Genomic DNA, 25,057 nt, shown 5'->3' on the forward strand with positions numbered 1-25,057 from the left:
ATCTTTGAACCTTTTCTCAGGGAGTACAGAGCGGAATACCATCTTCTCACCTTTGATCTGCCGGGATTCGGCCGCTCGGCAAAACAGAATCTTCTTTATTCTCCAGCCGCGTATTCCTCTTTTCTAAGATGGGTTGTAACAGAATACGCAGACGGGCCGGTGGTGCTCCTCGGCCATTCGATGGGCGGCGTTCTCGCCCTGCATTTTGCAGCGACCCACCCTGAGCAGGTTGCCCGCCTCATTCTTGTTGATGCGGCAGGAGTGCTCCACCGTGCGGCCTTTTCAAAAAACTTCCTGCAAATCGAACCCCCGAAAACCTTACCAAAAATTCTGGCGATTCCCCTGCAGAAACCAATGACCATTTTAAACCACCTGACCGGAACCACTGTTGAAAGATTTGAGCGGGAAAGGTCCGGCGAGGATATCGACTCAATTCTTAACAGCGAGTCTCTGCGCAATACCGTCCTCGGAGGAAAACCGAAGACCATCGCCTCCATGGCTGCGGCCGAAGAGGACTTTTCACCGCTTCTCGGCAGAATCAGAGCCCAGACCGGTATTATATGGGGCGCAGAGGATGAAATGACGCCATTACGCACAGGTATTGCCCTGGCGGCAAAAATACCTGGAGCCAAACTGGAAATCATCGAAAACGCCGGTCACACTCCAATGCGTGAACAGGCGGAGATCTTTCATGCCGCGACCCGTCGCGCCCTACTCTATGTAGCTGGGGAAACCCCCTCGGATCCAGTTGTCTTATCAGGAAGATCGGCGAGTTGCAACAATCAGTCCGGTGTCACTTTTACCGGAAATTACGAAAGCATTGAGATCAGAAGATGCACGAATGTTACGCTTCAAGACGTCACCGCCGGATATGTGCATGTCTTCGGATCCAGTATCGAGATTGAAAACAGCCGGATTTATGGGAAAGAGGTCGGACTCTATGCAGACCATTCCAAAATAATCGCCACCGCTCTCTCCATAAATGCCGAGGTCGCCATCTCCGCATCAGGAAGCAATTTCGATCTGGCGGCAGTCTCGCTGTCCGGGAGGAAGGCGGCGGTGCAAACCACCGAACAATCCTCCCTGCTTTTTTCCATCAGCACTATCGACAGCCCCTTTTTCAGAGGTGAAGTGCATGGCATTCGGCGGGTGACAGAGGACTCCCCGCTGTAAATTGCATCCCCTCTCGCCGCTGAGCCGTATACACAAATCGCGTGGATCTATTTTGCCGGCAAATCCCCCCTCTCTTGATTGCATTTCTCATCTGGCTTATTGTATATCCGGTAATACAAACGGGGGAAATATCATCCGCACAGCTTTGACTTAAATTCATGAAATTGTTTTAGGGGGGAGTATTTTGGATTTTGGATTGTTTTCTGTGGACCGCACCATAATTTTTGTTCTATGCACCCTGTTTTTCGTTGTTTTCTCGTGGCGCTCCTTACACAACCCGAAACACCACGGTTTCTACCGTTTTTTCGTCTTTGAAGGAACCCTGATTCTTGTCCTGATGAACTACCCGTTCTGGTTTACAAGTCCTTTTTCCCCGCTCCAGCTGCTTTCATGGACTTTTCTCTTCACCTCTATCCTGTTCGTTTTGCAGGGGTTTCTGGTTCTCAGAAAATCGGGTGGTTCCGGACACCGGAAAGCAAACTCCGAAAATCTTCGCTTCGAAAACACGGTCAACCTTGTTGCGGATGGTCTCTACAAGCATATCCGCCACCCTATGTACAGCTCCCTGCTGCTCCTTGCCTGGGGTGCCTTTCTTAAAAACATCACCATCCCCGGATTTCTTGCCGTTACAATCACCACCGCTTTTCTGCTGGCCACGGCAAAAACGGAAGAACGGGAGAACATCTCATTTTTCGGGTCCAGGTATCAAAAGTATATCAAGCAGACCAAAATGTTCCTCCCATATCTACTCTGATTCCCGGAGATCATTACGTACAAAAGGACTTCCTCGTACTGTCCCGCCAAAAATCCCGGGGACATCCTTTTCCGGTATCGCCTTTTCCTTTGCCTTCACCGGTAAAATAGATTTAGGCACGGGGAGCCTCCGCTGAAAAGTTGCTTTCGGTCGAATTTGCGAGCCACTCCGCACCGATTGACGGGTTTCGCTTTGCATGTTGATTCCGGGTTCTGATACAATATCGCTGAGCTTCGAAATTCCCGTTGTCAAAGCTTCAGTTGAGCAGCTTGCCTGCTCGTCCAAAACTTATACCCGCATGGGTAAAAAAGAACACCAGGCACACCAAAGGGGGCTTGCCATGAAGGATTTCTCATCTGATTTACCCTGGGTCATCTTCCATCTGCTGGATGAACAGTTTGCGGTCTCGGCCGACTATGTCCGGGAAATGGTTGCGATGCCGAAGGTGATTCAGGTTCCGCAGACCCCGGAATATATCCGGGGGGTGATCAATCTTAGGGGGCGGGTAATGCCGGTGATGGATCTGCGGATGAAACTCGGCATGCGTTCACGAACCAGGGAAACCGAGGAGCTGACCCAGCTGCTGATACAGCGCGAGCAGGACCATATCAACTGGCTTATGGAGCTGGAAGCCTCGGTACGGGAACGGCGCGAATTCAAGCTGGCCACCGATCACCATCTCTGCGCCTTCGGCAAGTGGTACGACACATTCACCACCGACAACCGCCTGCTGGAGAGTTGTCTGAAAAAATTCGACACCCCGCATCAGAAAATTCATAAGGTTGCCGCAAAGGTCAAGGAATTCGAAGGGAAAGGAAATTTCGACCCCGCCTATGACCTGATCAACCGGACCAGAAACACAGAACTTGCCGAAATGATCCGGCTTTTTGCCGAGGCCCGGACTCTTCTTAAGGCGTCGAACCGCGAAATAGCCCTGGTCCTTGACTGGCGGGAAAAAGCGATCGCCGTGAGTGTTGATTCGGTGGAATCCGTGGAGAAGATTGCGGTCTCAACGATTGACGAGATGCCGGAAACTTTTTCAACAAAGAGCAATGCCTGTATCGCCGGAATCGGCAGACGCGGCAAAACCAATGGCCTGGTCCAGCTGCTTAAGGTCGATGAACTGATAGACCATTCTCCGGACATCCCGCAATGAAACAGCCCGGCAACGCCATCAAATACCTTCTTTCCCTGTTGCTGATTCTGGCCTGCACTTCGTCCGCCGGAGCCGCGAACAAGTCATTCGTCTGGGAGGTGCAATCCGAAACCGCCACGGTCTTTGTTCATGGCTCCATCCATTTTGCCAAGCCGGAGATGTTTCCCCTGGCGGGTGCGATTGAGGATGGCTTTGAGCGCTCGGCCAATCTGGTCGTGGAAGTGAACCCGGTCACCCTGGACCAGCAGAAAATGCAGCAGTTGCTGGTGGAGAAAGGGATGTATTCCTCCGGCAGAACCATCCGGGACGACCTCTCCCCCGAGGTATTCCGGATGCTTGTCGCCCACCTCGAAAAAAACAGGATCCCTCTGGAAAAGCTGGAAAGGATGCGGCCCGGGCTGCTGGCGATGACCCTTGTCACGATGCAGATCATGAAACTCGGATATCGTCCGGAGTATGGGATTGACAAGTATTTCTCACTCAAAGCAGCCCGGGAGAAAAAAAACATTCTTGAACTGGAAACCATGGAAGAGCAACTGGACATGCTGCTGAACATGCCCGACGAAAACCTCTACCTGAAGTTCACCCTGCAGGACTTGGACATCATAGAAAAATTATTTAACAATATCATAATGTTATGGTCGTCAGGGGACGCAGCTGGAATGAACGAGGCCATTCTCGGACCCTATGAGAAAAATCCCGAATTCACCATGATCCTCGACAAGCTGTTTTTTGCCCGGAACACCAGAATGACCGACAGGATCCAAGATTTTCTAAAAACCGACCAGACATATTTCGTGGTGGTCGGCGCAGGTCACCTGGTCGGCGACAAAGGGATCATTACTCTACTGAAGAAGGCACACTATAAAGTGAGGCAACTGTAGAAACTGTAGAATCCGTTCACCTGATCACGGGAACCAGCGCATGAAAATCTTTGCCTTTTTATCAATCCTGACTCTGCTCACCTCCGGGTGCAGCACAATCCGCACCACCCACCACTCCGTCGGCCTCCAGCCGCCGCTCTGCGAGGAAAAGACTTCTCAAATAAATGCGGCTGTTTTCTGGAATACCGTCTGGCGGCAAGACCAGAAAGAACCACAAATACGGGAAGAGATGCTCTCGACCGCCCTTGAAAGATTCTTTGCCGGAACCGGTTGCTACCGGGCACAAAACCTTATCCGGCAAATCAACGGCCGCAGCGCACTTCTGGCAACAGACACCGAAATCCTCTCCGTCGCCGATTCTTCCGGAGCCGACAAGGCGATTGTTATAAAGTTCATGGAGGCCGGCCCCAACCTGATCCTCTATCTGTCACCAATTCTCTGGCAAACCCGGAACGAAATCCGGATGAATGTCAGAATCATTGATGTGAAAAGCAGAACAATCGAAGCGGATATCTCGACCCACCGGTTCAGGGGCGGCCCATTCACCATGATCGGTGCAGACAGCCTGCCACTTGATATCACCGGAAGCCTCCAGGAAGTCTTCACCGGGACCGACAGATGAAACATTTCGAGATCATCGTCATCGGCGGCGGGATTCAGGGCGCAGGGTGTGCCCAGGCGGCGGCAGCGGCCGGATACAGCGTGCTCCTCCTGGAGCAGGAGCGCTGGGGGTTCGGCACCTCAAGCCGCTCCAGCAAGCTGATCCACGGCGGGCTTCGCTATCTCGAAACCTTCCAGTTCGGACTGGTGCGTAAATCCCTTGCCGAAAGAAAAATCCTCCGCCGGATCGCCTCCACCCTGGTTCACCCCCTGCCCTTCTTTATCCCGGTGTACAAAAGCAGCAGGCATCAGGGCTGGAAGGTATTTGCCGCACTCAGCCTGTACCGGTTGTTCGCCGGGGCGGACGAACTGGCGAATTTCCGCCATCTGCCCCAATCCGAATGGCACACTCTTTCCGGCCTCAATCGCGAAGGGCTGAAACATGTCTTCCAGTACTGGGACACCCAGACCGATGACCGGCTGCTGACCAGGGCGGTCGCAGGTTCCGCAGCCGGACTCGGGGCCACAACCCGCGAGCATGCCCGGTTCATCAAAGCAACCGCAGAAAACCGCTCCTGCACCGTAACCTATTCAGAAAAAGGCGCCGAACATCAGGCCACCTGCAGGGTGCTGATCAACGCCGGAGGCCCATGGGTGGCTGAAGTGCAGACACACATTTCCGGAGCACCACCCCCTCCGAAGATCGACCTGGTGAAAGGGTCCCATATCGTCCTTGCCGATAAATTACATGACGGGATATTCTATCTGGAATCTCCTGTTGATAGACGCCCCATGTTTATCATGCCCTGGCAGGGGAACACTCTGGTCGGCACCACCGAAAAAATATTCACCGGTGATCCGGCCGCCGTTTCGGCAAGCGACGTGGAGATCCTCTACCTTCTGAAGGCGGTCGCCCATTATTTCCCCGACTTTAAATGCGAGGTTCTGGAGAGTTTCGCCGGGCTCAGGGTCCTCACCGGCTGGGAATCAAGTTTCTCCGACCGCCCACGCGACACCCTGATCCAGTACGATGATCGAGGCGCCCCCCGGATCATCTCGCTCTATGGCGGGAAACTTACCACCTACCGGGCCACAGCGGAATCGATCATTAAGAAAGTGGCGCCAACCCTTGGCAAGAGAGAACATCCACAAGATACCAGCGAGATTTATCTGACTTGCGGCTGATGGCATGAAGCCGGGAGCCGCAAGTCGGAAAAACTGCATTGAACCCCAACCGGGAGAACAGATAAAGCGCCCCATGACCAGCACCCAACTCCTCTGCATCGGACATCGCGGGGCCATGGGCCACGCCCCGGAGAACACCCTGGCCTCGATCCGCAAGGCCCTGGAACTTGGCGCCCGCGCCATTGAAGTCGATGTCTACTTTGTCGACGGCCACCTCATCGTCTTTCACGATCAGCATCTCGAACGGACCACCGACGGCACCGGCCTGATCACCGATCACCCCTTTTCCTACCTGCGCCACCTTGACGCCGGAGGCGGCCAGCAGATCCCCACCCTTGAGGAAGTGTGCAGCGCAACTGCCGGACGAGCGCTCCTCAACATCGAACTGAAAGGGTCGGGAGCGGCCGCGCCCGTGGCAAGCCTCATCTCCGACATGGTAAGGGTCGGCTGGCAGAAGAACATGTTCCTCGTCTCCGCTTTTGATCACCAACAGCTGACCGAAGTTGCCGAACGCGATCCGGAAATTAAACTTGGCGCCCTCTACAGTAAACCACCCTTTGATTTCCGGGAATTCATGAGCTCTCCGGGAGCCTATGCGGCAAATCTCCCGCTGACCGGAGTGGACGGAAATATCGTGGATGAAGCGCATTTCCGGCAGTTGAAAGTTTTCGTCTATACGGTGAACACCCCTGAAGATATCGAACGGATGATCCAGTTCAACGTGGACGGCGTCTTCACCAACTACCCGGAGCGGGTCGCCCGAATTTATGCGCAGCCCGCTCCGAGCGAAGGCTGGAGCTGATCCCAGATGCTGTTTCACTCTACTGCCCGCCCGCCGGGCGGTTCGAGGCGTGATCCGGCAATCACCGGGAAACATGATTCGAGTCCTTTCCTCTCTCCCCTTTCACGAGATCACCCTTGCCTTCGGCTGATATTTTCGCTACTCTCTTTTCTGGTCGTGAACATGTTATTTTTCAGGAGAAACTGTTTATGCGAATTAGAGCGCGGCTCTCACCCTTCGGGTATAAGTCTCGAAGTCTCGCAGGCTCGCTTATCGGTACGAGCAGGCGAGCTGCTCAACTCAGCTTGATCTGTGCAGGTTTGATATTTTTTTCTTTATGCGGTGTTTCGGCATCAGGTCAGGCCTGCGAGGGGGACTACATCAAAATGTCCTACATGGGCGGGCGTCTTGGCAAAGTATCCATAATTTATGACCGGAAGGGGACCGTTACTTTCGGCCCGGAGAATGGAGAAATCCTTGAAACAAAACAGATCGATCCGCAAAAGATTCGGGCCTATTGGGCAATCGCTGAAAACGTTACGGAAAAGGTTGAACCGGGGAAATACGGGATCCTTCGAAGCCTGGGCAAAAATGAAATGGATATAAAAATCAGCATCTGCAACAAGCTCCATTCCTACATTGCTGCAAATCAAGGGAAAGGCGAGAAATTTTCAGAACCCCTTTCTGAAATATTTGACAGGCAGCCAAGGTAAAAACCCCCTTTTGAGTCAGAACCAAATTACCGCCCGCAACCAAGAATCAGCCAGACTTCAGGAATCGGTATTTTCCTGAATTTTAATCCCATTGGCCTTGATCCAGGTGGGGACCTCTTCCGCTGCGATCGCCCTGGAAAAGAAAAAACCCTGGCAGAACGCACACTCCAGGTCGCGAATGGTCGAAAGCTGGTGCTCCTCCTCAACACCTTCGGCGATCACATCCAGATCCAGGTTATGCGCCAGCGCGATGATGGTCTTGACAATCTCCAGGTCGTCACCCTTCCCCTTCAATTTGGAAATGAACGATCGATCGATCTTCAGGGCATGAACCGGAAAGTTGTGCAGATAGCTCAGCGAGGAATACCCGGTGCCAAAATCATCAATATGGATATTTACCCCCATCCCCTGAAGAGCCACCAGCGAGTTCAGCGCAACATTGGTGTGCTCAAGGATCACATTCTCGGTGATCTCGATCACCAGCGATTCCGCCTGAATGCCCTCATCGCGGATGCAGGCCGCAACATCACCGGTAAAATCATCGAGCAGCAACATCCTGCTGGAAATATTGATGCTCATTTTGAGCGGAGAGCCATTCGGGTACATTTCATCCCAACGCCGGAGCTGCCGGCAGGCCTGCCGGAGCACCCATCTGCTTAAGGGGATGATCAACCCGGTTTCCTCGGCGAGAGGGATAAAATCATTAGGCAACACAAGGCCTCGTTCGGGATGCACCCACCTGATCAGAGCTTCGAAGCCGACAAGACTTCGATCCCCGGGACTCATGATCGGCTGATAGTGGAGAACGAAATCCTCAAGGTTGTCGACCGCGCTCCGCAGCTCCCGTTCCAGCTGGTTCCGGGCAATGATGGTTGCATGCATTCTGGTGTCGAAATACACATGCCGCCCTCCGCCGATCGCTTTGGCCTGGTACATGGCAATATCCGCGTCACGGAGGATTTCTTCCGGAGATTCATAGCGATCATCTCCGGTGGCGATCCCGATACTCTGCATGGTGAACAATTCGTGCCCGTCAATGTTGAAGGGTTTGACCACCTCGTTTTCGATCCGGCAGATGATATCCTCAATATCCATCCGGTCGGCAACATCTTCAAGAAGGACGGCAAATTCATCGCCGCCGAGACGGGCCACCGTATCAGACGGTCTGAGACAGATTTTTATTCTCTGCCCCATCGCGACGAGAAGCTTGTCACCAAAATCATGGCCCAGACTGTCGTTGATGATTTTGAAGCGGTCGATATCGGTGAAGAGAACGGCATAGGAATTGGAATTGCCACGTCTGGAACTTTCAAGCAGGTGGCCAAGGCGATCCATAAAAAGAGCCCGGTTGGGCAACCCGGTAAGATGATCATGAAAGGCACTGTGCGCCATCAGCCCCTCGGCCTTTTTTCGCGAGGTAATGTCTGCCTGTGAACCTGCTATGCGATAGGCCTTGCCGTGTGAGTCCCGCACCGCCAGACCTCGGGCAAGCATCCAGAGGGAATCGTTGTCCTTGCTTTGAATGCGGTACTCACATTCAAAGTGCGGGATGGCGCCTTCCAGATGCGCGGCAAGCTGTGTCCTGACCATTTCCCGGTCCGCCGGATCCACCCTGCCGAGCCACTCCTCCAGAGAGGTCCCGATCTCGCCCTCATCATAACCGAGCATCGATTTCCACCGATTTGAGTAATACACGGTGTCATCACGAAGATCCATATCCCACAGACCGTCATTGGCACCCCGCGCCGCGAGGGCATATCGCTCTTCGCTTTCCCGAAGGGCTTCTTCAACCTGCTTCCGTTCGGCCACCTCCTGAACCAGCTTTTCATAATTGTCCCTGAGGGTGGCGCTCATCTCGTTGAAATGATCGGCAAGTTCCCCGAACTCGCTCTGGTCTTTTATGGTCAGCTTGTAATCCAGATCACCATGGGTGATGGCACGGGTTGCCAGAACCAGTTGCCTGACCGGGCCGGTGATGGAACGTATCAGATGGATCGCGATCAGGATCGCGAAAATAAATGTAATCCAAATGGTTGAAAACAGAATGATCCGTGCCTGATCAATCCTTTCCAGCGCCCTGTTGGTCGTGACCTCGAGTTTTTTTGCCGCCTGGAAGGACATCATTTCCGTTTTGTGCAGCAGATCGTTGCCGATTGCCGCTGCTTCCTGCTGCAGTTTCTCGATTCTCTTCCTGTTTGCCGAAGCGGTGATATAGTAGCTTAAAGCCTTCTGGTATTCCGCGATCAGGTCAATGATGTTCCGAATGTCCAGAGTGATCCCGAGTTCATGGTGACAACCTGTGCAGGCGTTGGCGGAAGTTTCCAGTCTGGTCACATGATCGGCAATGGCATCAACCTTATTGCCGAGCAAGGTGTTTACGGTGTAGAGATCCGACTGGACGGTCTGAATCGAAATGATAAGATGCTGCCGGAGATCTTCAATCTGGTGCAGCGCCACAAGCTTGCCCAGGGTCGAGGTGGTGTGCGACATGAAGTATGTCGCCAGTGATACCCCGGTGGCAGACAACAACAGAAGCATCAGCAGAGAGATGATGATTTTACGCTTCATCCGGCAAGCCCCTTACCCTGTGACCTATTCGTTTCGATAGCTGTAATTCTTGATATCAATCCCCGCTTTAGAGGCCATCTCAAAGACCGGCCGGTAATCCTCGGTCGTTGTTTCGATGAATCTCAACGCCCCGAACTTTACAAGAACGGCCTGGTCTTCAGGGGCCTGTCCAAGCTCAAGAAGCGCCTCTTTGAGTTTTTTCTGCAGACCGGCATCCAGGGTGCTTCTGACACACAGCCCGTTCGAGGGCACGGTTGGCGACCGGGCGATGATTTCGAGTTCGAGATCGAGACGGGGGTTTTCTTTTTTCACCCGGTCGTAAATTGTATTTTTTGCTGCACCGACATCCGCTTTCCGGTCGAGCACGGCAATGACCGCAGCGTCATGACTGCCGGTAAAAAATGTTTCACCAAAGAAACCGTCGATGTCGACAATGCCGTTCCCACGAAGGAATGCCAGAGGGAAAATGTACCCCGCAGTCGTCGCCTTTTCCACAAACGCCATCCGCTTCCCCCGCATATCGGCTACGGATTTGATCCCGCTGTCTTTCCGAACCAGAATGTACCCGTGATATGTGGAAGTGTTGTCCAGGTTCACCGGTCTGGCCAGCGGAACTACCCCGAGCTTCTGGATGGCCAGTGCCCCGGTGAAGGAGCCGAAGAACGCGCCATCCATCTTCTCCTCGGTGAAGCTCTCGATAATATTCCCATAGCGGCTCAGAATGGTGAACTCAACCGGAATGCCTGTCTTTTTCGACAAATATTCACCCAGCAGGCTGAACCGCTGCTTCTGTTTGAAAATGTTCATCTCGGGAATCAGGCCGATGAGAAGCCGGGGCTCGCCTGCCTGTGCATATGCCGGCAGAAAGAATAAGAGCGCTGCAATAACGACAAAACGTCTGAAGAAAACTTGACTACTCATTAGGTCCCCCATCAAAAACGTTGAGATGATCAGGAAAAGGGTCTCCGGCTTTCTACCGCCTGATTGCTGAAGCGCTTTCCCGGCTTCCCGGCGAGTGTCCATAGAAACAGGAGAAAAGAGCTGAAAAATATCGCATTTACTATCAGTTGAACTCCAGCGAAGAAAGTGACCCCCTTATTGAACAGCTCCAGGCCTGTTTCACGGCTCAATACAGTATCCGAGAACCACGCCCGATAAAATGGTTGAAGAATCGGCCCGGCCGGCAAAGACAGAGCGATCGACAGATAGTAAGCCGGTTTTATCTGTCGATTGAATATATCGAGCTTTTCAAAAAGATCCTTTCGTGTTATCTCATCTTCGATTAAAGCCGCAGAAATAGCGGGAACGACCTGCCCATCCACCAGACGGTCATAATGCGTTGAAATCCCCCAGGAAGCCAGGACATGCAGGATCGCAACGGCAGTTAAGGTGAATAGTGTAAGTTTGCCCATACTGAAAAGTTCGCACCCCCGAAGCGTAACGGCTGAGAAACGGCAAACTGAAAGGATGGCCATCGGACCCCGATCAACGCTTAATTGCTGTTTCTTGCCTTCTGTATGATTCCCCTGATCTTCTCTTTACTGAGAGGCCCCAGGCTTTGATAGAGGACCAGACCATTCAATGATAACAAGGTGGCCCTGAACTCCTGCAGAGGATTGAGCCTTCCGGCCTCTTCCAGCGATGTGTGGTAGCCGCCGGCATCTTCCTCCGTGGTGCAGGAGTTGATGGAAACGATTTGCAGGTGCTCCGCCTCAGTCCCGAATGATCTAAGAATTTCCTGCTGCCGGAGATATCGTATGTCCTGAAATGACGGGGTCTCCATCAGCAGCACCGTTTTCTCTGCTGCCGAAAACCCATTCCGGTTCTCAAGTTCACGCTGAAAGGTGGTGCTCCTGTAAGTAATGCTCTTCCCGGCGGATACTATCTGGAAATCGAGCACCTGCGCAATGCCGTTTATCGGCAGGAGGAGTGCTGCGAGGATCAGGAACGATTTCAGCATCGGACTCTTCACAAGTCTGCAGAAAAAAGGTCACACCAAAAAGATTCCGGCCGATACACCTTTCTTCTCAAACTCTCTGATTTATGGTTTTTAACACGGCTGATTTCTCAGGATATTACCCAACCATCAGGATAATTCCCAGCGTTTTATCACCATTGGAACTCCCCGCGGCAGATAGCAAACGGAGTGCGACTTCGAGCCACGGGGAATCTCCGGATGGAAAGTTACTTGCATCAGATTCGCTCACTAACCCAGCAGCAGATAGCGAACAGCATGAGACTCCGGTAAGTGGAGCTCGAAGTCTTGCGCTTATCTGCGACACTCCGAGTCTCCTTGCCGTCGCTTACCTCGAGCTGCGGGGAATGCGTTTCGCTGTGCATGTTCAACAGCTCAACTCAGCTTTATCGAACTCCACAGCTCTCACAGATGATTTATAAGAGTTTACGGACAGCCTCCCCCCATTTTCCTTTTCAAAAAAAGGCCGCAGAACATAACTTTCTGCGGCCTTTTTTTCCTCCGGTTACCGGATTAAATTTACGGGATCAACCGGTAGGGCTGCGCCCGTTTCGCCCACTCACTTTTCGGATATTTTTTCGTCAGCTGCTCATAGGCCGCTTTCAGTGGTTTGGGATCGTGGGTACTCTTGTAACCGGCAACCCCGCGCTGGAACATAGCCTCAGGGGCGGCGTCGCTTGCCCCATGCTTGGTCAGAACCTGCTCGTAGGCGGCCAGGGCATCGGCAAACTCATCCCTGTTGAAATGGGCATTGCCGATCCCGAGCAGGATAGACGGAATAAGCTCTTCCGCGGCCATGAAGCCCGTGGTCCGGTAATGCTCCTTGCCTTCACCATCCAGAATCAGGAGAGAGGGTGTCCACTTCACTTCAAAGCGTCCGGCGAGTTTGCTGTCCACCTGGATCTTCAGAGGAACAACCGTGTTGTTGATAAAATCAGCCAATTTCTCGTTTGGATACGTAACTGCATCCATCTGTTGACAGCCAATTCACTGGGGGTTGAACAGGTCCAGAAAAACGGACTTGTGTTCCGCCTTTGCACGGCCTAAAGCTTTTTCAAAGTCTGTTTCCCATCGTATTGTCTTGCTCATGCTGGACCTCCTTTAGTCATTTATCTGTTTTACTCGAAATCCTTGTTGAATTTACTCTAAGCACTGACAGGCGGGAAAGCGAGTGATGGGAAAATGCAAAATGCAAAATGCAAAATGCAAAATGCAAAAAAAGCGTACCTCCCGGAACCCGGCAGTCAAAGGTTTATTTCCAGCTCCCCGCTTCCGGTTCCGGTCTCCTCGCGTCTGTATCCTGGTTCCCGCCTTCTGACTCCTGCCTCCTGTCTTCTGGCTTCTGGCTCCTGGCTTCTGGCTCCTGGCTCCTGGCTCCTGGCTTCTGGCTCCTGGCTTCTGTCTCCTGGCTTCTGGCTTCTGGCTCCTGGCTTCTGGCTTCTGGCTCCTTACTTTACAACTCCCCAATCCTGTAAACGCTGATAAGCATGCTGAGCCGCCCCACCCTCCCGGACCTGCTGCAGATAACGATAATACTCTTCAGCCGCCTCCTGCCTCTTCTGCATCCCTTCAAGGGAGACTCCTTTCAGGAAGGCAATCGAAGGGTTGCCCGGCATCATCCGGTCATAGCCGCTGAACTCCTGATACGCTTCGGAAAACCTGTTCAAAGCGAGCTTGCCGACCCCGCTGACCTGCACCGCCTGCGCCTCGGTGGGATAGACCCTCTTGGCCTGTTCGGCAAAGCTCACCGCCTCCTGATCTTTCTTCAGCGCCATCTTGCACTTGGCCATCATCAGGAGTGCCGCATAATCGTCGGGGGCCTTTTTCAGGGCATCGGCGAAGGAGGATTCCGCCCTGTTCATCTCCCCGGCCGCCATAAAACCGGCACCGTTCTGCATATCCTCCAGCGCCCCCCTGATCTTCCGGATACCGGCGGTGTTGTCCATGTAGCGCTGACGCAACATGTCCCGACCGCGGTACGAGGCATACTGTGACTCCACGCTTCTCACGGCGGTGTCATATCGTTCCTGGCTCATCGGGTGGGTCGAGAACATCAGTTCCAGGGCATTCGGCTTGTGCTGCGATTTCTTGACCAGCACTTCCATCAGGCCGGACATCCCTTTCGGATTATGACCACCCCGGACCATATATTCCATGCCGAGGCTGTCCGCTTCCCGCTCGTCGACCCGGCTGTAGCTGGCGAGAAGAACCTGAGCCCCCAGACCGCCGATCTTGTCAAGATAGGGAGCGTAACCGGCATACTCACCGCTTCGCATATACCCGGAACTCCCGGCCAGGGCCAGCTGCACCAGGGTCCCCTTGGTCATCCTTTCCGCAGTATGCCTGGCGTTCACATGCCCGATCTCATGACCGAGCAGCGCCGCTAAAGCGGCCTCGTCCTGAAGTTCGGCAAGTATCCCCCGGGTTACCGCGATCGAGCCGCCGGGAAAGGCATAGGCATTCACATAGACGGCATTGACCGCCCTGAAACTGTATGGCATCCCCGGCCGATGCGAAGTAGCAGCGATCACGCTTCCGACCCTGCCCACGTAGTCGTTCAAGGCGCGATCCTGGCACACTCCGTAATCCATGGAGAACTGCTGCGGCGATTGCTGCCGGTCAAGGGAGATCTCGCCCTCCTCGCTCATCAGGACCAGCTGCTGCCTGCCGGTGACCGGGTCAACCGCGCATCCGGTCAGGGCATATGCTGCCGAAGAGAGGGACAGCAGGTAAAGAAAATCCCTGCGGGACATGGACCTGGTAAAGATTCGGTTTCCGAACTTATTATTCATATTCACTCCATCCATAAAGCTGAGCGAAAGCGAGCCTGCGAGACATCGAGACCTATCCTCAAGAGGGTACTGAAGTGAGTACCCGAAGGGTGCAAATATTCTATACCGCAAAATTTACCCGGGCAACACCTGATATGAATTGAAGCTCCCCGCGGCAGATAAGCGACAGACTTCGAGCCACGGGGAATCTCCGTATGGAAGGATACTTACATCAGATTCGCTCACTAACCCCGCAGCAGATAGCGAACAGCGTGAGACTTCGAGCTGCGGGGAATGCGTTTCGCTATGCATGTTCAGAAACGGGCTCAGAACGTCGGCATCGGCATGGAACCCCATTTATGCTGCCCTGAGGGAGTGATGACCGACAGCATTTCGTGGCTGGCGGAATCGATATCTACAATCATTACCGGCTCCCGCCGCATGCCGATTTTGAACAGATTGTCAGCTTCGACCGACTCACCCTGCGGATCGGTTACCCGGACAAAAACAATCCTTTCAACATCGTAGTTGGTTGGGACGCTGCCGAGTGTGCTGACAAAATTATAAAAAATCCTGAAGAATTTGCCCAAGCCCCCCCGGAACTTATGCTCGTGCCATTCAAGCACTTCCGGAAAACGTTCAATCATATCATCGGAAAATCGCCGATCTTCATCGGTGACGATGGCGGTCAGGAAATAATCACCGGGAAAAATATAGGCCAGATTCGGCTGCAATTCCGCCCGCCGCGCTTCCACCTCGGGAGATGCGGCAAGAGCGGCCGCAACTTCGCGAGCCTCCTTCTCGGGACGCGGAAAAACCGGCAGCATCACCATCCCGGCCTGTTCTGAGATTGGCAGATGTTCAACCGTATATTCCCTGATCCCGGCGGCCAGAGACAAGGCCAGGGTCATGGTCAAGAGATAGGCGGCAAAAATCCCGAGCCCTCGGGGCCTGATCCAGCCGAACAACACCCGGTAAATTTTTGCCCCCGGTTCACCGGGGATAAACATCGGCGTATTCCGCAGATACTTCTCATAGCTCTCCGGGGCCTCCTGTTTCATTCGCCATTCTTCGTTTCTGGCCAGAAGGTAATAGACGAACAGCATGTTTACATACATGAAGAGGATCATAAATCGCGGCCAGTAAAGCATGAGACCGAATCCTGATACGGCGAGAAAGAGATATTGCGGATGCCTGATCTTGGAATAGAAGCTGATCTGAACCACGCCTTTCCCGGTAAAACGGCCATAATACAGAGGGATCGCGGCAAGCAGGAAAAGGAGCAGGCCAATGACCATCAGTACCTGAAAATACGAGATAAACAGAATCAGCGGGTCATCCATGAAAACCATGTGGGGCAGGAAGAATTCGGTGGTCCAGCTGAGGTAGGGAGAGGAGGAGAAAAATTCAAGGATCGGTCCGTACACCGAATAAAAATAAAGCGCGAAGGGTGAGATCATGATGATGATCTCAACTCCGATAAGACAATAGGCGGCAATTGTACTTGCCAGAATCAGTTTGTGCCGTTTCTCTTCACGCATTATCTCAGGATCACCTTTGTTATGAATAGCTTTGTAGATAATAACAGCCATTTGAGGCGGCAGATTGCACTAAGCCGTCACGGACTCAGGGATTTACCCAATACTGTATGCCTCATCGGCCGATAAATCCAGACGTCATTCACCGGAGATGGAATGGGACCTGCAAAAACCGCTCAGAAAAGCCTGAGAAACTTCAAGCCATCGCGCACAAGAACCAGGGAAAGCAGACAGAGCGCCCCCCCAAGTATGCGCATGGTGAGAACATATTTTCTTCCGGCCAGAAAGGTCTTCGACCTTCCGGCAAGAACCGCCAGGAAGACCTTGGAACCGATCAGCATCGCATAAAAGCCACCGACGAACAGGATCGGAGCGAAACCGTTCACCCCGGCTGCTTTCAGAACCACCGGCGCACCGACACTCAGCCAGAAAAGATACGGATGCGGGCTCAGGAAATTGACCAGCACCCCTTTGGCCAGTGACTGCGGCAGAGCCTCCGCTTGGTCCGGGGAAAAGGACCCGGCCCTGATATTCTGCCAGCCCATATAAAAGACAAAGAGCCCCCCGAGCAATGACACAATGCCGAGAACGGTATTGAATCCGGATAATTTGGCAAGGACAAACAGGGAAACAAAGATAATCGGCAGATCGGTTATCACTGGAGCAAGAGAGACCCTGATCCCGGAGCCGACTCCATGCCGCAGGGTCTCGGAGATAACCAGAGCAAACAACGGCCCCGGTGCAAATCCGGCCGAAAGGCCCAACACAATACCGAAGAGTAAATAGTGGATCATAACTCCAAAATCTGCAGAAAGGTAAAGCCGAGTTGAGCAGCTTGCCTGCTCGTACGAGACTTATACCCGAAGGGTGAAAAGCCGAGTTGAGCAGCTTGTCTGCTCGTACGAGACTTATACCCGAAGGGTGAAAAGCCGAGTTGAGCAGCCTGTCTGCTCGTACGAGACTTATACCCGAAGGGTGAAAAGCTTAAGTTGAGCAGCTTGTCTGCTCGTACGAGACTTATACCCGAAGGGTGAAAAGCTTAAGTTGAGCAGCTTGTCAGTTCAAACGGGACTTATGCCCTTGCGGTGCAAGAACCATCGCAGGCATGATGCGGATGAAGTCGGCCGGAGCAATTCACTCCGGCCGACCGGGTTAGTTAAATATCCGGGCCCAAAGAGCCCGGCTTTGGTTGGCCCTGGAAGGACAAAGCTTTCTCAAAATGGTTCAGTTCCACCAACTCAATATAATCGTCTATCCGATTTGTCGTTCCCCATTTCACGCCGCCGAGCACCGCAGGCAGAGACGGACTAGATGATGCAACTGTTTGAGCCCGAAAGGCGAGTTTTGCAGCATCCCGTTTCTGCCGAGGAGCACAGGAAATCCCGCCAACGGCGGGACAAGTGACTGGGTGCCTTTTCTTTTGGTTTGTTTTCTTTGGCCAAACAAAGAAAATGAACGCTATTAGGCAAAGCCTACTTTCTCTTACCCGGCCCTGAGGACAGGGTTTCCTCTGTTATTATATCAACTTTCTGAGTTTAGCTAATCTTCAGATAATAAAAGGGTTATGGCGATTTGTTCGAGCCTATGTTCCACCAGAAGCCAGGAGTCAGAAGCCAGGAGAAAAGCTTTAAAATCAGTCATTCTGGCTCCTGGCTCCTGGCTTCTGGCTTCTGGATTCTTATCATGGAATGCCACTATGGATCTGAACCATTTTATGACAACAATCCAATAACATAAGACAAGTCAGAAAGTTGATTTATTATGAAAAAACTATTGGGCAACCTCATATGATTCAATCGCAATGAATCTGGTTTCCCCGTATGTCGTTACGGTTCCCTTGACCTTCACCTTCTCCCCGACCATTCTGACAACCTCATCCCCTTCAGTGGTATCGCCGATTTCAAAGATCTCTTCCTTGTCGGTGACTATCTGAAAGTTTTCAGTGACAATGCCGGTAATCGAGACCTCTTTCTCTTGTGTCTCACCTTCATCGGCTGCGGCAAACCCTGTTGAAAAGACGAACAACAGCAAAGTGACACCAAGTATCGCAATCCTGACAACGCCTTCCATGTCCATACACTCCTTAATGAATGATTATTGAAAAAACAACTCCAATTTTAACAAACAAATTCGATATCAGCCTTGTCCCTTCAGGCCCTCCACCTGTAACAAGGCTGAGAACTGTTCACGATCCGGAAACCTCGCCCCGTTCCCCGCCCCCTGAAGCAACCAACCGGCGAAAAAACCAGCTCCTGCATCCGAAACCTGACGGAATCAGGCCCGGTAGAGAATGACCCGTAGAGAGTCACCGGCGTTCTCCGCTTCATTGGCGATGGCCGACAGGGTCAGAAGCAGTTTCTCGTAAAACAGGATCGTCACCGTATCGAGCTCGTGCTCCAGCTTGTAAATCTCCTTGCTCAAGCGCCTGGCGATGCGGTCCGCTTTCCATTCTTCCTCACCCAACCCTTCAATCAGCTTCAGGACTTTCTTCGATTCGGCGCCGCCGAAAGAAGAATCTGCCAGATCCTGCATTTCAAGGGCTGCGGCCAACAGGTTCTCGCCGACCTTCAGCACCTGCTCGACCAGTTCGGCGAAACCGGCGACAAGGCCGGGATGGAGCCTGGTTTTCCTGATAATCAGGATAACCGCAAAATCCTTGGCATAATCCGCCATCCGTTCCTGGCAGTTGATAAATCCTTCCAGATCGGCCCGGTCCACCGGCAGGAAATAACGGTGGGTGAGCTGCTCCCTGATCTCATGCTTGATCTTGTCCGCCTGATATTCAAGCTTTGAGGTCTGGTCCTGCAGGTCCTGGATGGCAATATAGTTTTCATGAACCAGGGCCTCCATCAGCGGCTTGACCATCTGCAGACATTCATGGACCTTTTTGCTGTGCGCCACCATTGCCCCGAACGGAGACCGGCTGAAGAGATCCCCGATAAACCCGCCTTTCAACATTTGTCTTACTGTCATTTTTCCCTCTCTCTTCCTTGAACTAGATGATGGCCACCTCCGGCAGCGGCTTGATAAAGTTCTGCCGGAGACTATAGGTATAGGCGCCCTGGGTGGGAATCATCAGCACATCTCCCGGCTGGATGTCTTCTCCCCAGTAGTTGTACCCCCAAACATCATGCGGGGTACATAACGATCCGAGCACGTGGCATGGTTTCTCCTCCATGGCCGGCCGGCTCAGGTTCAACACCGGAAAATAATCGGTTTCAAAACGCTCCCAGCCGATACTGTTGGTCCCGCCGTCGGTGATCACCAGGTCGTCACCTTTCCGGTCGACAACCTGCAGCAGAAGATGCATCGCATCATTGCAGAGCCAGCGTCCCGGCTCAAAACAGATCCGGCAGGAAATCACCCTCAGGATGTGTTCTTTGATGGCCCGGCAGACTGCTTCGGCAAACGCCTCAATGGAAACCGTCGGCAGCCGGTAATGATTGCCGTTATTTTCAGGGGCGAGGCCCATGGCGAGGCGCAACTTTCCGGCCTCGGTCCCTGATTCCTGCAGCCACTCTCCCTGGGGGGGCCAGTATCCGCCGCCGATATCGATAAATTCAATCTGCCTGCGGGCGGAAGAAGGGAGGCGGGCAAGAATGGCGCCGAGTTTGCTGATAAACTCAAGCTGGGCCGCCGGAGTCAGATTCCAGCTGGTATGAAACTGAATCCCGGTAAACCGAAGATGCGGGCAGCGCTCCGCCTGTTCCTGGAATTCCAAAAGTTTTTCCGGCAGAATCCCGAACTTCCGCCAGAGTCCCTGCGGATTCGTGGTCAGTCTGACCCCGATCCGGACATTTTTATGGTGTTGTGCGGCAATCTCTTCCAGACGGGCGAGCTCCCCGAAACTGTCGACCAGAACAACCACTCTCTCCGCTTGCGCCACCGCATCACAGAGCTCACCCTCCGTTTTCCCAGGACCGCTGAAGACGATGTCTTCAGCTCCGAGCGAAACCGCCATCGCCAGTTCAAGGCCGCTTGAAACATCAAGCCCGGTCCCGCTCTGCATCAGAATTCGGGCAACCTCCGGGTGATTGTTGCTTTTCACCGCATAGTAGAAACCGACCTCGGACAAATGCGCCCTGAAAGCCGCCTGGAACTGGGCGGACTTTCGCCGCAGCACCTCTGATTCAAGAACATAAAGGGGGGATCCGTATTCACTGGCCAGAGAGAGATACTCCTGCCCCCGGGCGAAAAAGCCCTGCACAAAATCACGCAGCAGAGCCTCATCCATGAGAGGCGCCTCGGCAACAGGGGGAATCCTTGTGCAGGTGGACGAACCGTTTTCAGGCAGACTCATGCTCATTGACTGATCTCCACCCGGATCTTGCGTCTGAGTTCCCGGCACTGATCCAGCAGGTTGACATCCGGAGCGGCCTTGAAGACAAGATGGCCGAGAAACCATGATTCATAATCATCAGGGGGCATGGACACCCTGTGCCCGGGATGACGGATGATATTGATCTCCAGAACCCGAGGATCTTCCGGCAGGGAATCATATTCGATGTTCCGGAGCACTCCGCTCTCCGGCAGATGCAGACGCAAACCGACAAATTCGCCATCTTTTTTGACCGGCGGCACACTCTTTCTGCGCTCGGCAAAATCCAGGGCAAAGATCAGGATATCGACCATCCCGGCTTCCCGCATCAGGAAGGGAAGGCAATCACCGCCAGGCCTGGGAGTCATCTCGAGCAGAACAATCCCCTCATCGGCAACGAGAAAATCCACCATGCAGATGGCATCGGTCAACCCCAGGGCTTCCGCCGCCCTCTTCAGGATGCCGCCCAGGGCATCTCTGCCTCCGGCTTCCTCCGGCAATTCGTCCAGAACATAACCCATGATGGTGCCGAAAGGCTGTTTGTCACCTTTGATCTTTCTGGTGATCCGAACGATATCGACCTGGGAGTCCCGGATCGTGAAATCGCAACTGTACTCATCGCCATCGACATATTCCTCGGCCAGAAACCACTCGGAATCATTGCTGTAGAGGCGTTGCGCCTTTCTTTCGGCGAGTCCCCTGCTGATAATCTGGGTAGCTTTGCCGCAATCCTTGTTTTTACCGCAGTAGATGACGAGCTCACTCCCGCTGCCGGTCAGGGGTTTCAACACACACGGCCCGCCCAGCTCGTCCATGAACGAAGCGACTCCGGCCGCGGTCTGGACCAGTCTCGATTCCGGGCATCGCACCGAATTTGCCCGCCAGGCTTTTTTTGTCGCATTCTTGTCACGGCTCCGCCTGATAGCGGCAATGGAGGGGTATGTCAGAGAGTATTCACCAGCGAGCAATGCCGCCAACTCCATCGACTCGCAATCGAAGGCCATGATCCCGGAGAGAGAGAACTTTGTGCCGAGAAGATGCGCGGCCAGTTTTTCCTTCACCTCATCCTCATCGGCAAGGTCACAGAGAATCTCTTCATCAGCAGCGGGGGGAGGCTCGCAAGCCTCGTCGCGCACCGCAGGCAGGGTCAGGAAAAGCGCCCTGCCGGGAGAGGCCCTCCTGATCCATTCAATGTAATCCGCGGTGGTCCCGACCACCAGCACTCTGCTAGAATTGTCCACTGGCGTGCTTCAGAGCACCCTCAATTGGTTGGGCAGCATGACAATCCGGTTGTAGCTGCAGTTTGTATAAGGGACGGCCCTGCAGATGAAAACGTTCCTTCCAGCCGAAATCACCGCAGAGAAAATCAACCAGCGCGAGCTTCTCCTCGCAGGCCCATCTGAGGTGATGAAAATTGATCATCTTCGCCACCCCGACAAATTCGGAACTGGTCCCTCCGGCAAGCACGGTATAGGTATTGTTCCAGACCGCCCCGATATCGATGGCCGCAACTTCCCCACCCAGGAGCAGGGTGGTGATTCGTAAGAATCCCTGACCGTCCAGCCACTCCACGAGCCTTTCGAACGAGTTTAGAAATCTCGGTTCCCAGAAATACGACCAGCGGCCGAAGGCCTCCAGATTCATTCTGAACATCCGCTGGATATCAGCAAATTCTCCGTAACGGAATGAAACTCCATGCTTTTCGAGCTTGGCGCTGTCCTGGGCGAGCTTCTTTCTCGATTTGCCGGAAAATTCAAGCATATAATCGGAAAAGGAAAATCCGTATTCCCCAGGCCGGAACAGATATCCGGTTTCATCAACGGTGACCGGGCTGCCGGCGAGCCCTGCCGCCTCCTCGGTCAGATAGCGCAAGCGCGCCGGACCCGGGATATTTGCCAGCAACGCCTCCAGGGCCCGGACCGAACGGACCGGAATCCTGTTCTGTTCAAGCCAGGTTTTCCCCTGCCAGGTTTCCCCCGGGAAAATCCCGTAGCAGTCTGATTCTTCTATCCAGGAGAGCGCCAGTAGACCCTGAATTTTATTCCCCTCTTCAGCCACCAGGAAACTGGTGGGGCGGGCAAAGCCTGCCGCAAAAGAAGAACGCACTTCCCAGAGATCAAAAAAACAGGACACGGGCCAGATTTCGGCCCATAACCGTTTGCATTCCTCAGGGTCTGCGCACACCCTTGTTTTCATGATGCTCACAGGCGCAGGCTGACGTTGAGGTTGCTGTGGGTTCCGCCGAAGAATTCCTGGGCGAAACCCTGGACCACTTCCGGATGGTATGGCTTGCAGCTGAACACATCCAGATAGACCGCATTGGTCAGGTTGGCAAAATGGCCTGAAATAAGAGAGGTCTCAATAAGCTGCACCATGGAATAACCCGCCACTTTTTCATCTTCCCCGAAATGCACGACCAGGGTATCTCCGAAACGTTTCATCTCAATCAAATCGCACAGCTCGACAACGAATCTCTTGATCTCCTCCGCATCACGAATCGTCTCTGCATTGCAGTTGTAAATATCAATTGCCGAAGCTATTCCCCAGGCTTTGCGGGCAATGGCCTCATTCATAATCTGCAGCCCCTGACCGTCCCGACAGTTTCCTTCGTTGATATTGACAATGTTGCGAGTGGCGGTTCCTTGTTTCATTGGCTAATGCTCCCAGTTTTTGTGCACAGATTTTATGCGCCTTTTTTTGTAGGGACGGGGCTTTTCCTCACCTGCAAATGCGGGAAAACGACCTTCATCCTCCTCGTGTTTTTCAAAACAGCCCTTACAGAGTTCCCTGAAATCATGGCAAATGTTCTTTTTCATAATCATTTCCCGAAAATAAGGTTTTCCAATAAAACTCTTAAGCAAGCCACATGCCAAAAAAAAGACACCGCCAACAAAAACATAAACACCTGTAATCATTTATCATTTTTACAATATCCACCACACGATATTGCCAGCGAAATCAAAAACAGGAATTCATTTTCCTCTTTCACCTAACTCGCTAATTCTCTGCCCTTTTCACACCGGATGAGCGGCAAAAATCGCCACTAGACATTCATATTCAGTCGACATATCAGAGCGATAGACAGAGGACAGCACTGCGTCTTCAGAGCTTGTCCGGAATGAACGGACTTCATCCCGGCTGATAAAAGAAAAACATTTCCTCTTTATCGCAAAACAGGTATATCCTATGGGAAATAACGGAATACATTTTCTCTTTTTCAGAAGGGGACCCCATGCTCACAAAACTGGTCTTTGCCATAGCCGATAAGGATCTTCAGGAAAATCTTGAAAAGAATTTTGAACGTTCGGATGTCCAGATTGAGGCATACGGGCAGGGAAAGAACACCTGGCAGAACGTCGGCCAGTCGTGTGCAGACATTATCGTGATCAGTGAGTCACTGATCCCGCGGCCGATCGAGTCGGGGATCGCCACCCTCAACAACCTTCCTGAGGCGCCGACCACCGTCCTTCTTCACAATTACGACTCATCGGAGGAACATGCGCAGCTGATGGCTGCCGGCGCGGATGTCGTTCTCTACTCAGGGGTCCTGCTGAAGACCATTATCGAGACCATCGAAACAACCCTTGATTCCCGTCGTCAGTTGATCCAGATGGACCTGCTCGACCGGAAGAGTCCGGTTCGGCCAAAACTGAGCGATTTTCTTTCGACCAGCGAAACAATGCAGATCTTCATCAATGACGTGAAGCAGATCACCCTCAGCGATTCGATCATTCTTCTGCTCGGTGAAACCGGGGTCGGCAAAGAACATCTGGCCAAAGCGATCCACGCCGAGAGCCATCGTTCCAGCGGCCCCTTTATCGCTTTAAACACCGCCGCTCTCCCCGAACAGCTCCTGGAAAGCGAACTGTTCGGCCATACCCGGGGCGCCTTCACCGGCGCCACCCGCTCCCGGCGCGGCGCCTTCGAACTGGCGCACGGCGGGACCATCTTTCTGGATGAGATCGGGGAAATGCCCCTCCACCTGCAGGCAAAACTCTTAAGAGTACTGCAGGATTACGAGGTCAGGCCGGTGGGCGGCGAAAAGTCCGTATGGGTCGACGTGCGGGTCATTGCCGCCACCAACAGGGATCTTGAAGATGCGGTGGCAAATGGCCTCTTCCGCAAGGATCTCTTCTTCCGCCTGAACGTCATGACCCTGAAAATTCCCCCCCTCCGGGAACATTTCGAAGACATCCCGGCCCTCGCCCGCCGCTTTATCAACTATTATCGGTACAAAATTGATCGCGACATCAACAACATCTCCGAAGAAGCAATGACCGCCCTCTGTCGTTATGACTGGCCGGGGAACGTCAGGGAACTGATGAACGTTATCGAGAGGGCGCTCCTGATCTGCAAGACCAGCACCATCACCACCGAAGACCTGCCGAGCGCCTTCAGCCAACAGGGCCCGCCGGGTGCAGGCGGCGCGGGACGTCTTTCCCTTGCCGTTGATTCCTGGCAGGGGAAAACCCTCCCCCAGATCCAGAGCGAAGTGATGGATCAGGTGGAAAATCTCTACCTGAAAAGCCTCCTCAAGGAACACCGGGGAAGAATCAACAATGCCGCCAGAGCAGCCGGAATTCACTCAAGAAGCCTGTTCAACAAGATGAAACGACTCGGGATAAAAAAAGAGGATTATCG

The 25,057-nt window shown here is 53.2% G+C and carries 24 protein-coding genes; 9 read left to right on the forward strand and 15 right to left on the reverse strand.

Annotation, left to right across the window (positions count from 1 at the left end; all coding sequences use genetic code 11):
• The 8 genes from KKG35_04760 to KKG35_04795 all read left to right on the forward strand — a co-directional run.
• On the forward strand, nucleotides 1–1,173 hold a 1,173-nt coding region (locus KKG35_04760), incomplete at its 5' end, for an alpha/beta hydrolase (protein ID MBU1737431.1).
• Between the two features lie 205 nt (nucleotides 1,174–1,378).
• On the forward strand, nucleotides 1,379–1,927 hold the full coding sequence (locus tag KKG35_04765) for an isoprenylcysteine carboxylmethyltransferase family protein (protein ID MBU1737432.1): 549 nt from the start codon (nucleotides 1,379–1,381) through the stop codon (nucleotides 1,925–1,927).
• A gap of 340 nt (nucleotides 1,928–2,267) precedes the next feature.
• A complete protein-coding gene (locus KKG35_04770; protein MBU1737433.1) occupies nucleotides 2,268–3,083 on the forward strand; it encodes a chemotaxis protein CheW in 816 nt (271 codons plus the stop codon).
• Nucleotides 3,080–3,967, forward strand: a complete 888-nt coding sequence (locus tag KKG35_04775; protein ID MBU1737434.1) for a TraB/GumN family protein — start codon at nucleotides 3,080–3,082, stop codon at nucleotides 3,965–3,967. Before KKG35_04770 ends, KKG35_04775 begins: the two co-directional genes overlap by 4 nt.
• 40 nt (nucleotides 3,968–4,007) lie before the next feature.
• On the forward strand, nucleotides 4,008–4,589 hold the full coding sequence (locus KKG35_04780) for a hypothetical protein (protein MBU1737435.1): 582 nt from the start codon (nucleotides 4,008–4,010) through the stop codon (nucleotides 4,587–4,589).
• Nucleotides 4,586–5,752 carry an FAD-dependent oxidoreductase gene (locus tag KKG35_04785; protein MBU1737436.1) on the forward strand — a complete coding sequence of 389 codons (1,167 nt, stop codon included), beginning with the start codon at nucleotides 4,586–4,588 and terminating at the stop codon, nucleotides 5,750–5,752. Before KKG35_04780 ends, KKG35_04785 begins: the two co-directional genes overlap by 4 nt.
• A gap of 73 nt (nucleotides 5,753–5,825) precedes the next feature.
• On the forward strand, nucleotides 5,826–6,554 hold the full coding sequence (locus tag KKG35_04790) for a glycerophosphodiester phosphodiesterase (protein ID MBU1737437.1): 729 nt from the start codon (nucleotides 5,826–5,828) through the stop codon (nucleotides 6,552–6,554).
• A 365-nt stretch (nucleotides 6,555–6,919) separates the two neighbouring features.
• Nucleotides 6,920–7,246: a hypothetical protein gene (locus tag KKG35_04795; protein ID MBU1737438.1), complete on the forward strand. Its 327-nt coding sequence runs from the start codon at nucleotides 6,920–6,922 to the stop codon at nucleotides 7,244–7,246.
• A 57-nt stretch (nucleotides 7,247–7,303) separates the two neighbouring features.
• Here the strand turns inward: KKG35_04795 and KKG35_04800 are convergent, their stop codons facing one another.
• From KKG35_04800 to KKG35_04870, 15 genes are all read right to left on the reverse strand, one after another.
• Nucleotides 7,304–9,814 carry an EAL domain-containing protein gene (locus tag KKG35_04800; GenBank protein MBU1737439.1) on the reverse strand — a complete coding sequence of 837 codons (2,511 nt, stop codon included), beginning with the start codon at nucleotides 9,812–9,814 and terminating at the stop codon, nucleotides 7,304–7,306.
• A gap of 24 nt (nucleotides 9,815–9,838) precedes the next feature.
• Nucleotides 9,839–10,735 (reverse strand): phosphate/phosphite/phosphonate ABC transporter substrate-binding protein, encoded by an 897-nt coding sequence (locus KKG35_04805; protein ID MBU1737440.1) that lies wholly within the window; start codon nucleotides 10,733–10,735, stop codon nucleotides 9,839–9,841.
• 29 nt (nucleotides 10,736–10,764) lie between these two features.
• Nucleotides 10,765–11,226 carry a hypothetical protein gene (locus KKG35_04810; GenBank protein ID MBU1737441.1) on the reverse strand — a complete coding sequence of 154 codons (462 nt, stop codon included), beginning with the start codon at nucleotides 11,224–11,226 and terminating at the stop codon, nucleotides 10,765–10,767.
• Nucleotides 11,227–11,306: 80 nt separating this feature from the next.
• A complete protein-coding gene (locus KKG35_04815; GenBank protein ID MBU1737442.1) occupies nucleotides 11,307–11,774 on the reverse strand; it encodes a hypothetical protein in 468 nt (155 codons plus the stop codon).
• A gap of 534 nt (nucleotides 11,775–12,308) precedes the next feature.
• Complete coding sequence (locus KKG35_04820) at nucleotides 12,309–12,761, reverse strand: tetratricopeptide repeat protein (GenBank protein MBU1737443.1); 453 nt, start codon at nucleotides 12,759–12,761, stop codon at nucleotides 12,309–12,311.
• A gap of 476 nt (nucleotides 12,762–13,237) precedes the next feature.
• Nucleotides 13,238–14,581 (reverse strand): M48 family metalloprotease, encoded by a 1,344-nt coding sequence (locus KKG35_04825; GenBank protein MBU1737444.1) that lies wholly within the window; start codon nucleotides 14,579–14,581, stop codon nucleotides 13,238–13,240.
• A 305-nt stretch (nucleotides 14,582–14,886) separates the two neighbouring features.
• On the reverse strand, nucleotides 14,887–16,101 hold the full coding sequence (locus KKG35_04830) for a hypothetical protein (GenBank protein MBU1737445.1): 1,215 nt from the start codon (nucleotides 16,099–16,101) through the stop codon (nucleotides 14,887–14,889).
• 173 nt (nucleotides 16,102–16,274) lie between these two features.
• Nucleotides 16,275–16,892 (reverse strand): LysE family translocator, encoded by a 618-nt coding sequence (locus KKG35_04835; protein ID MBU1737446.1) that lies wholly within the window; start codon nucleotides 16,890–16,892, stop codon nucleotides 16,275–16,277.
• Between the two features lie 976 nt (nucleotides 16,893–17,868).
• The gene (locus tag KKG35_04840; GenBank protein ID MBU1737447.1) at nucleotides 17,869–18,174 is read right to left on the reverse strand and encodes a hypothetical protein; all 306 of its coding nucleotides are present in this window, start codon (nucleotides 18,172–18,174) and stop codon (nucleotides 17,869–17,871) included.
• A gap of 198 nt (nucleotides 18,175–18,372) precedes the next feature.
• Nucleotides 18,373–19,071, reverse strand: coding sequence for a DUF47 family protein (locus tag KKG35_04845; protein MBU1737448.1), 699 nt, complete (start codon nucleotides 19,069–19,071; stop codon nucleotides 18,373–18,375).
• 22 nt (nucleotides 19,072–19,093) lie between these two features.
• Nucleotides 19,094–20,398, reverse strand: coding sequence for an alanine racemase (locus KKG35_04850; GenBank protein ID MBU1737449.1), 1,305 nt, complete (start codon nucleotides 20,396–20,398; stop codon nucleotides 19,094–19,096).
• A gap of 2 nt (nucleotides 20,399–20,400) precedes the next feature.
• On the reverse strand, nucleotides 20,401–21,657 hold the full coding sequence (locus KKG35_04855) for an ATP-grasp domain-containing protein (GenBank protein ID MBU1737450.1): 1,257 nt from the start codon (nucleotides 21,655–21,657) through the stop codon (nucleotides 20,401–20,403).
• A complete protein-coding gene (locus KKG35_04860; protein MBU1737451.1) occupies nucleotides 21,644–22,612 on the reverse strand; it encodes a GNAT family N-acetyltransferase in 969 nt (322 codons plus the stop codon). Before KKG35_04860 ends, KKG35_04855 begins: the two co-directional genes overlap by 14 nt.
• Before the next feature lie 5 nt (nucleotides 22,613–22,617).
• The gene (locus KKG35_04865; protein ID MBU1737452.1) at nucleotides 22,618–23,067 is read right to left on the reverse strand and encodes an S-adenosylmethionine decarboxylase; all 450 of its coding nucleotides are present in this window, start codon (nucleotides 23,065–23,067) and stop codon (nucleotides 22,618–22,620) included.
• 3 nt (nucleotides 23,068–23,070) lie between these two features.
• On the reverse strand, nucleotides 23,071–23,331 hold the full coding sequence (locus KKG35_04870; GenBank protein MBU1737453.1) for a hypothetical protein: 261 nt from the start codon (nucleotides 23,329–23,331) through the stop codon (nucleotides 23,071–23,073).
• Nucleotides 23,332–23,648: 317 nt separating this feature from the next.
• On the opposite strand from KKG35_04870, the gene KKG35_04875 reads away from it, so the two are divergent.
• On the forward strand, nucleotides 23,649–25,057 hold a 1,409-nt coding region (locus tag KKG35_04875; GenBank protein ID MBU1737454.1), incomplete at its 3' end, for a sigma 54-interacting transcriptional regulator.

It is taken from the genome of Pseudomonadota bacterium (assembly GCA_018823285.1).
GTDB lineage: Bacteria > Desulfobacterota > Desulfobulbia > Desulfobulbales > JAGXFP01 > JAHJIQ01.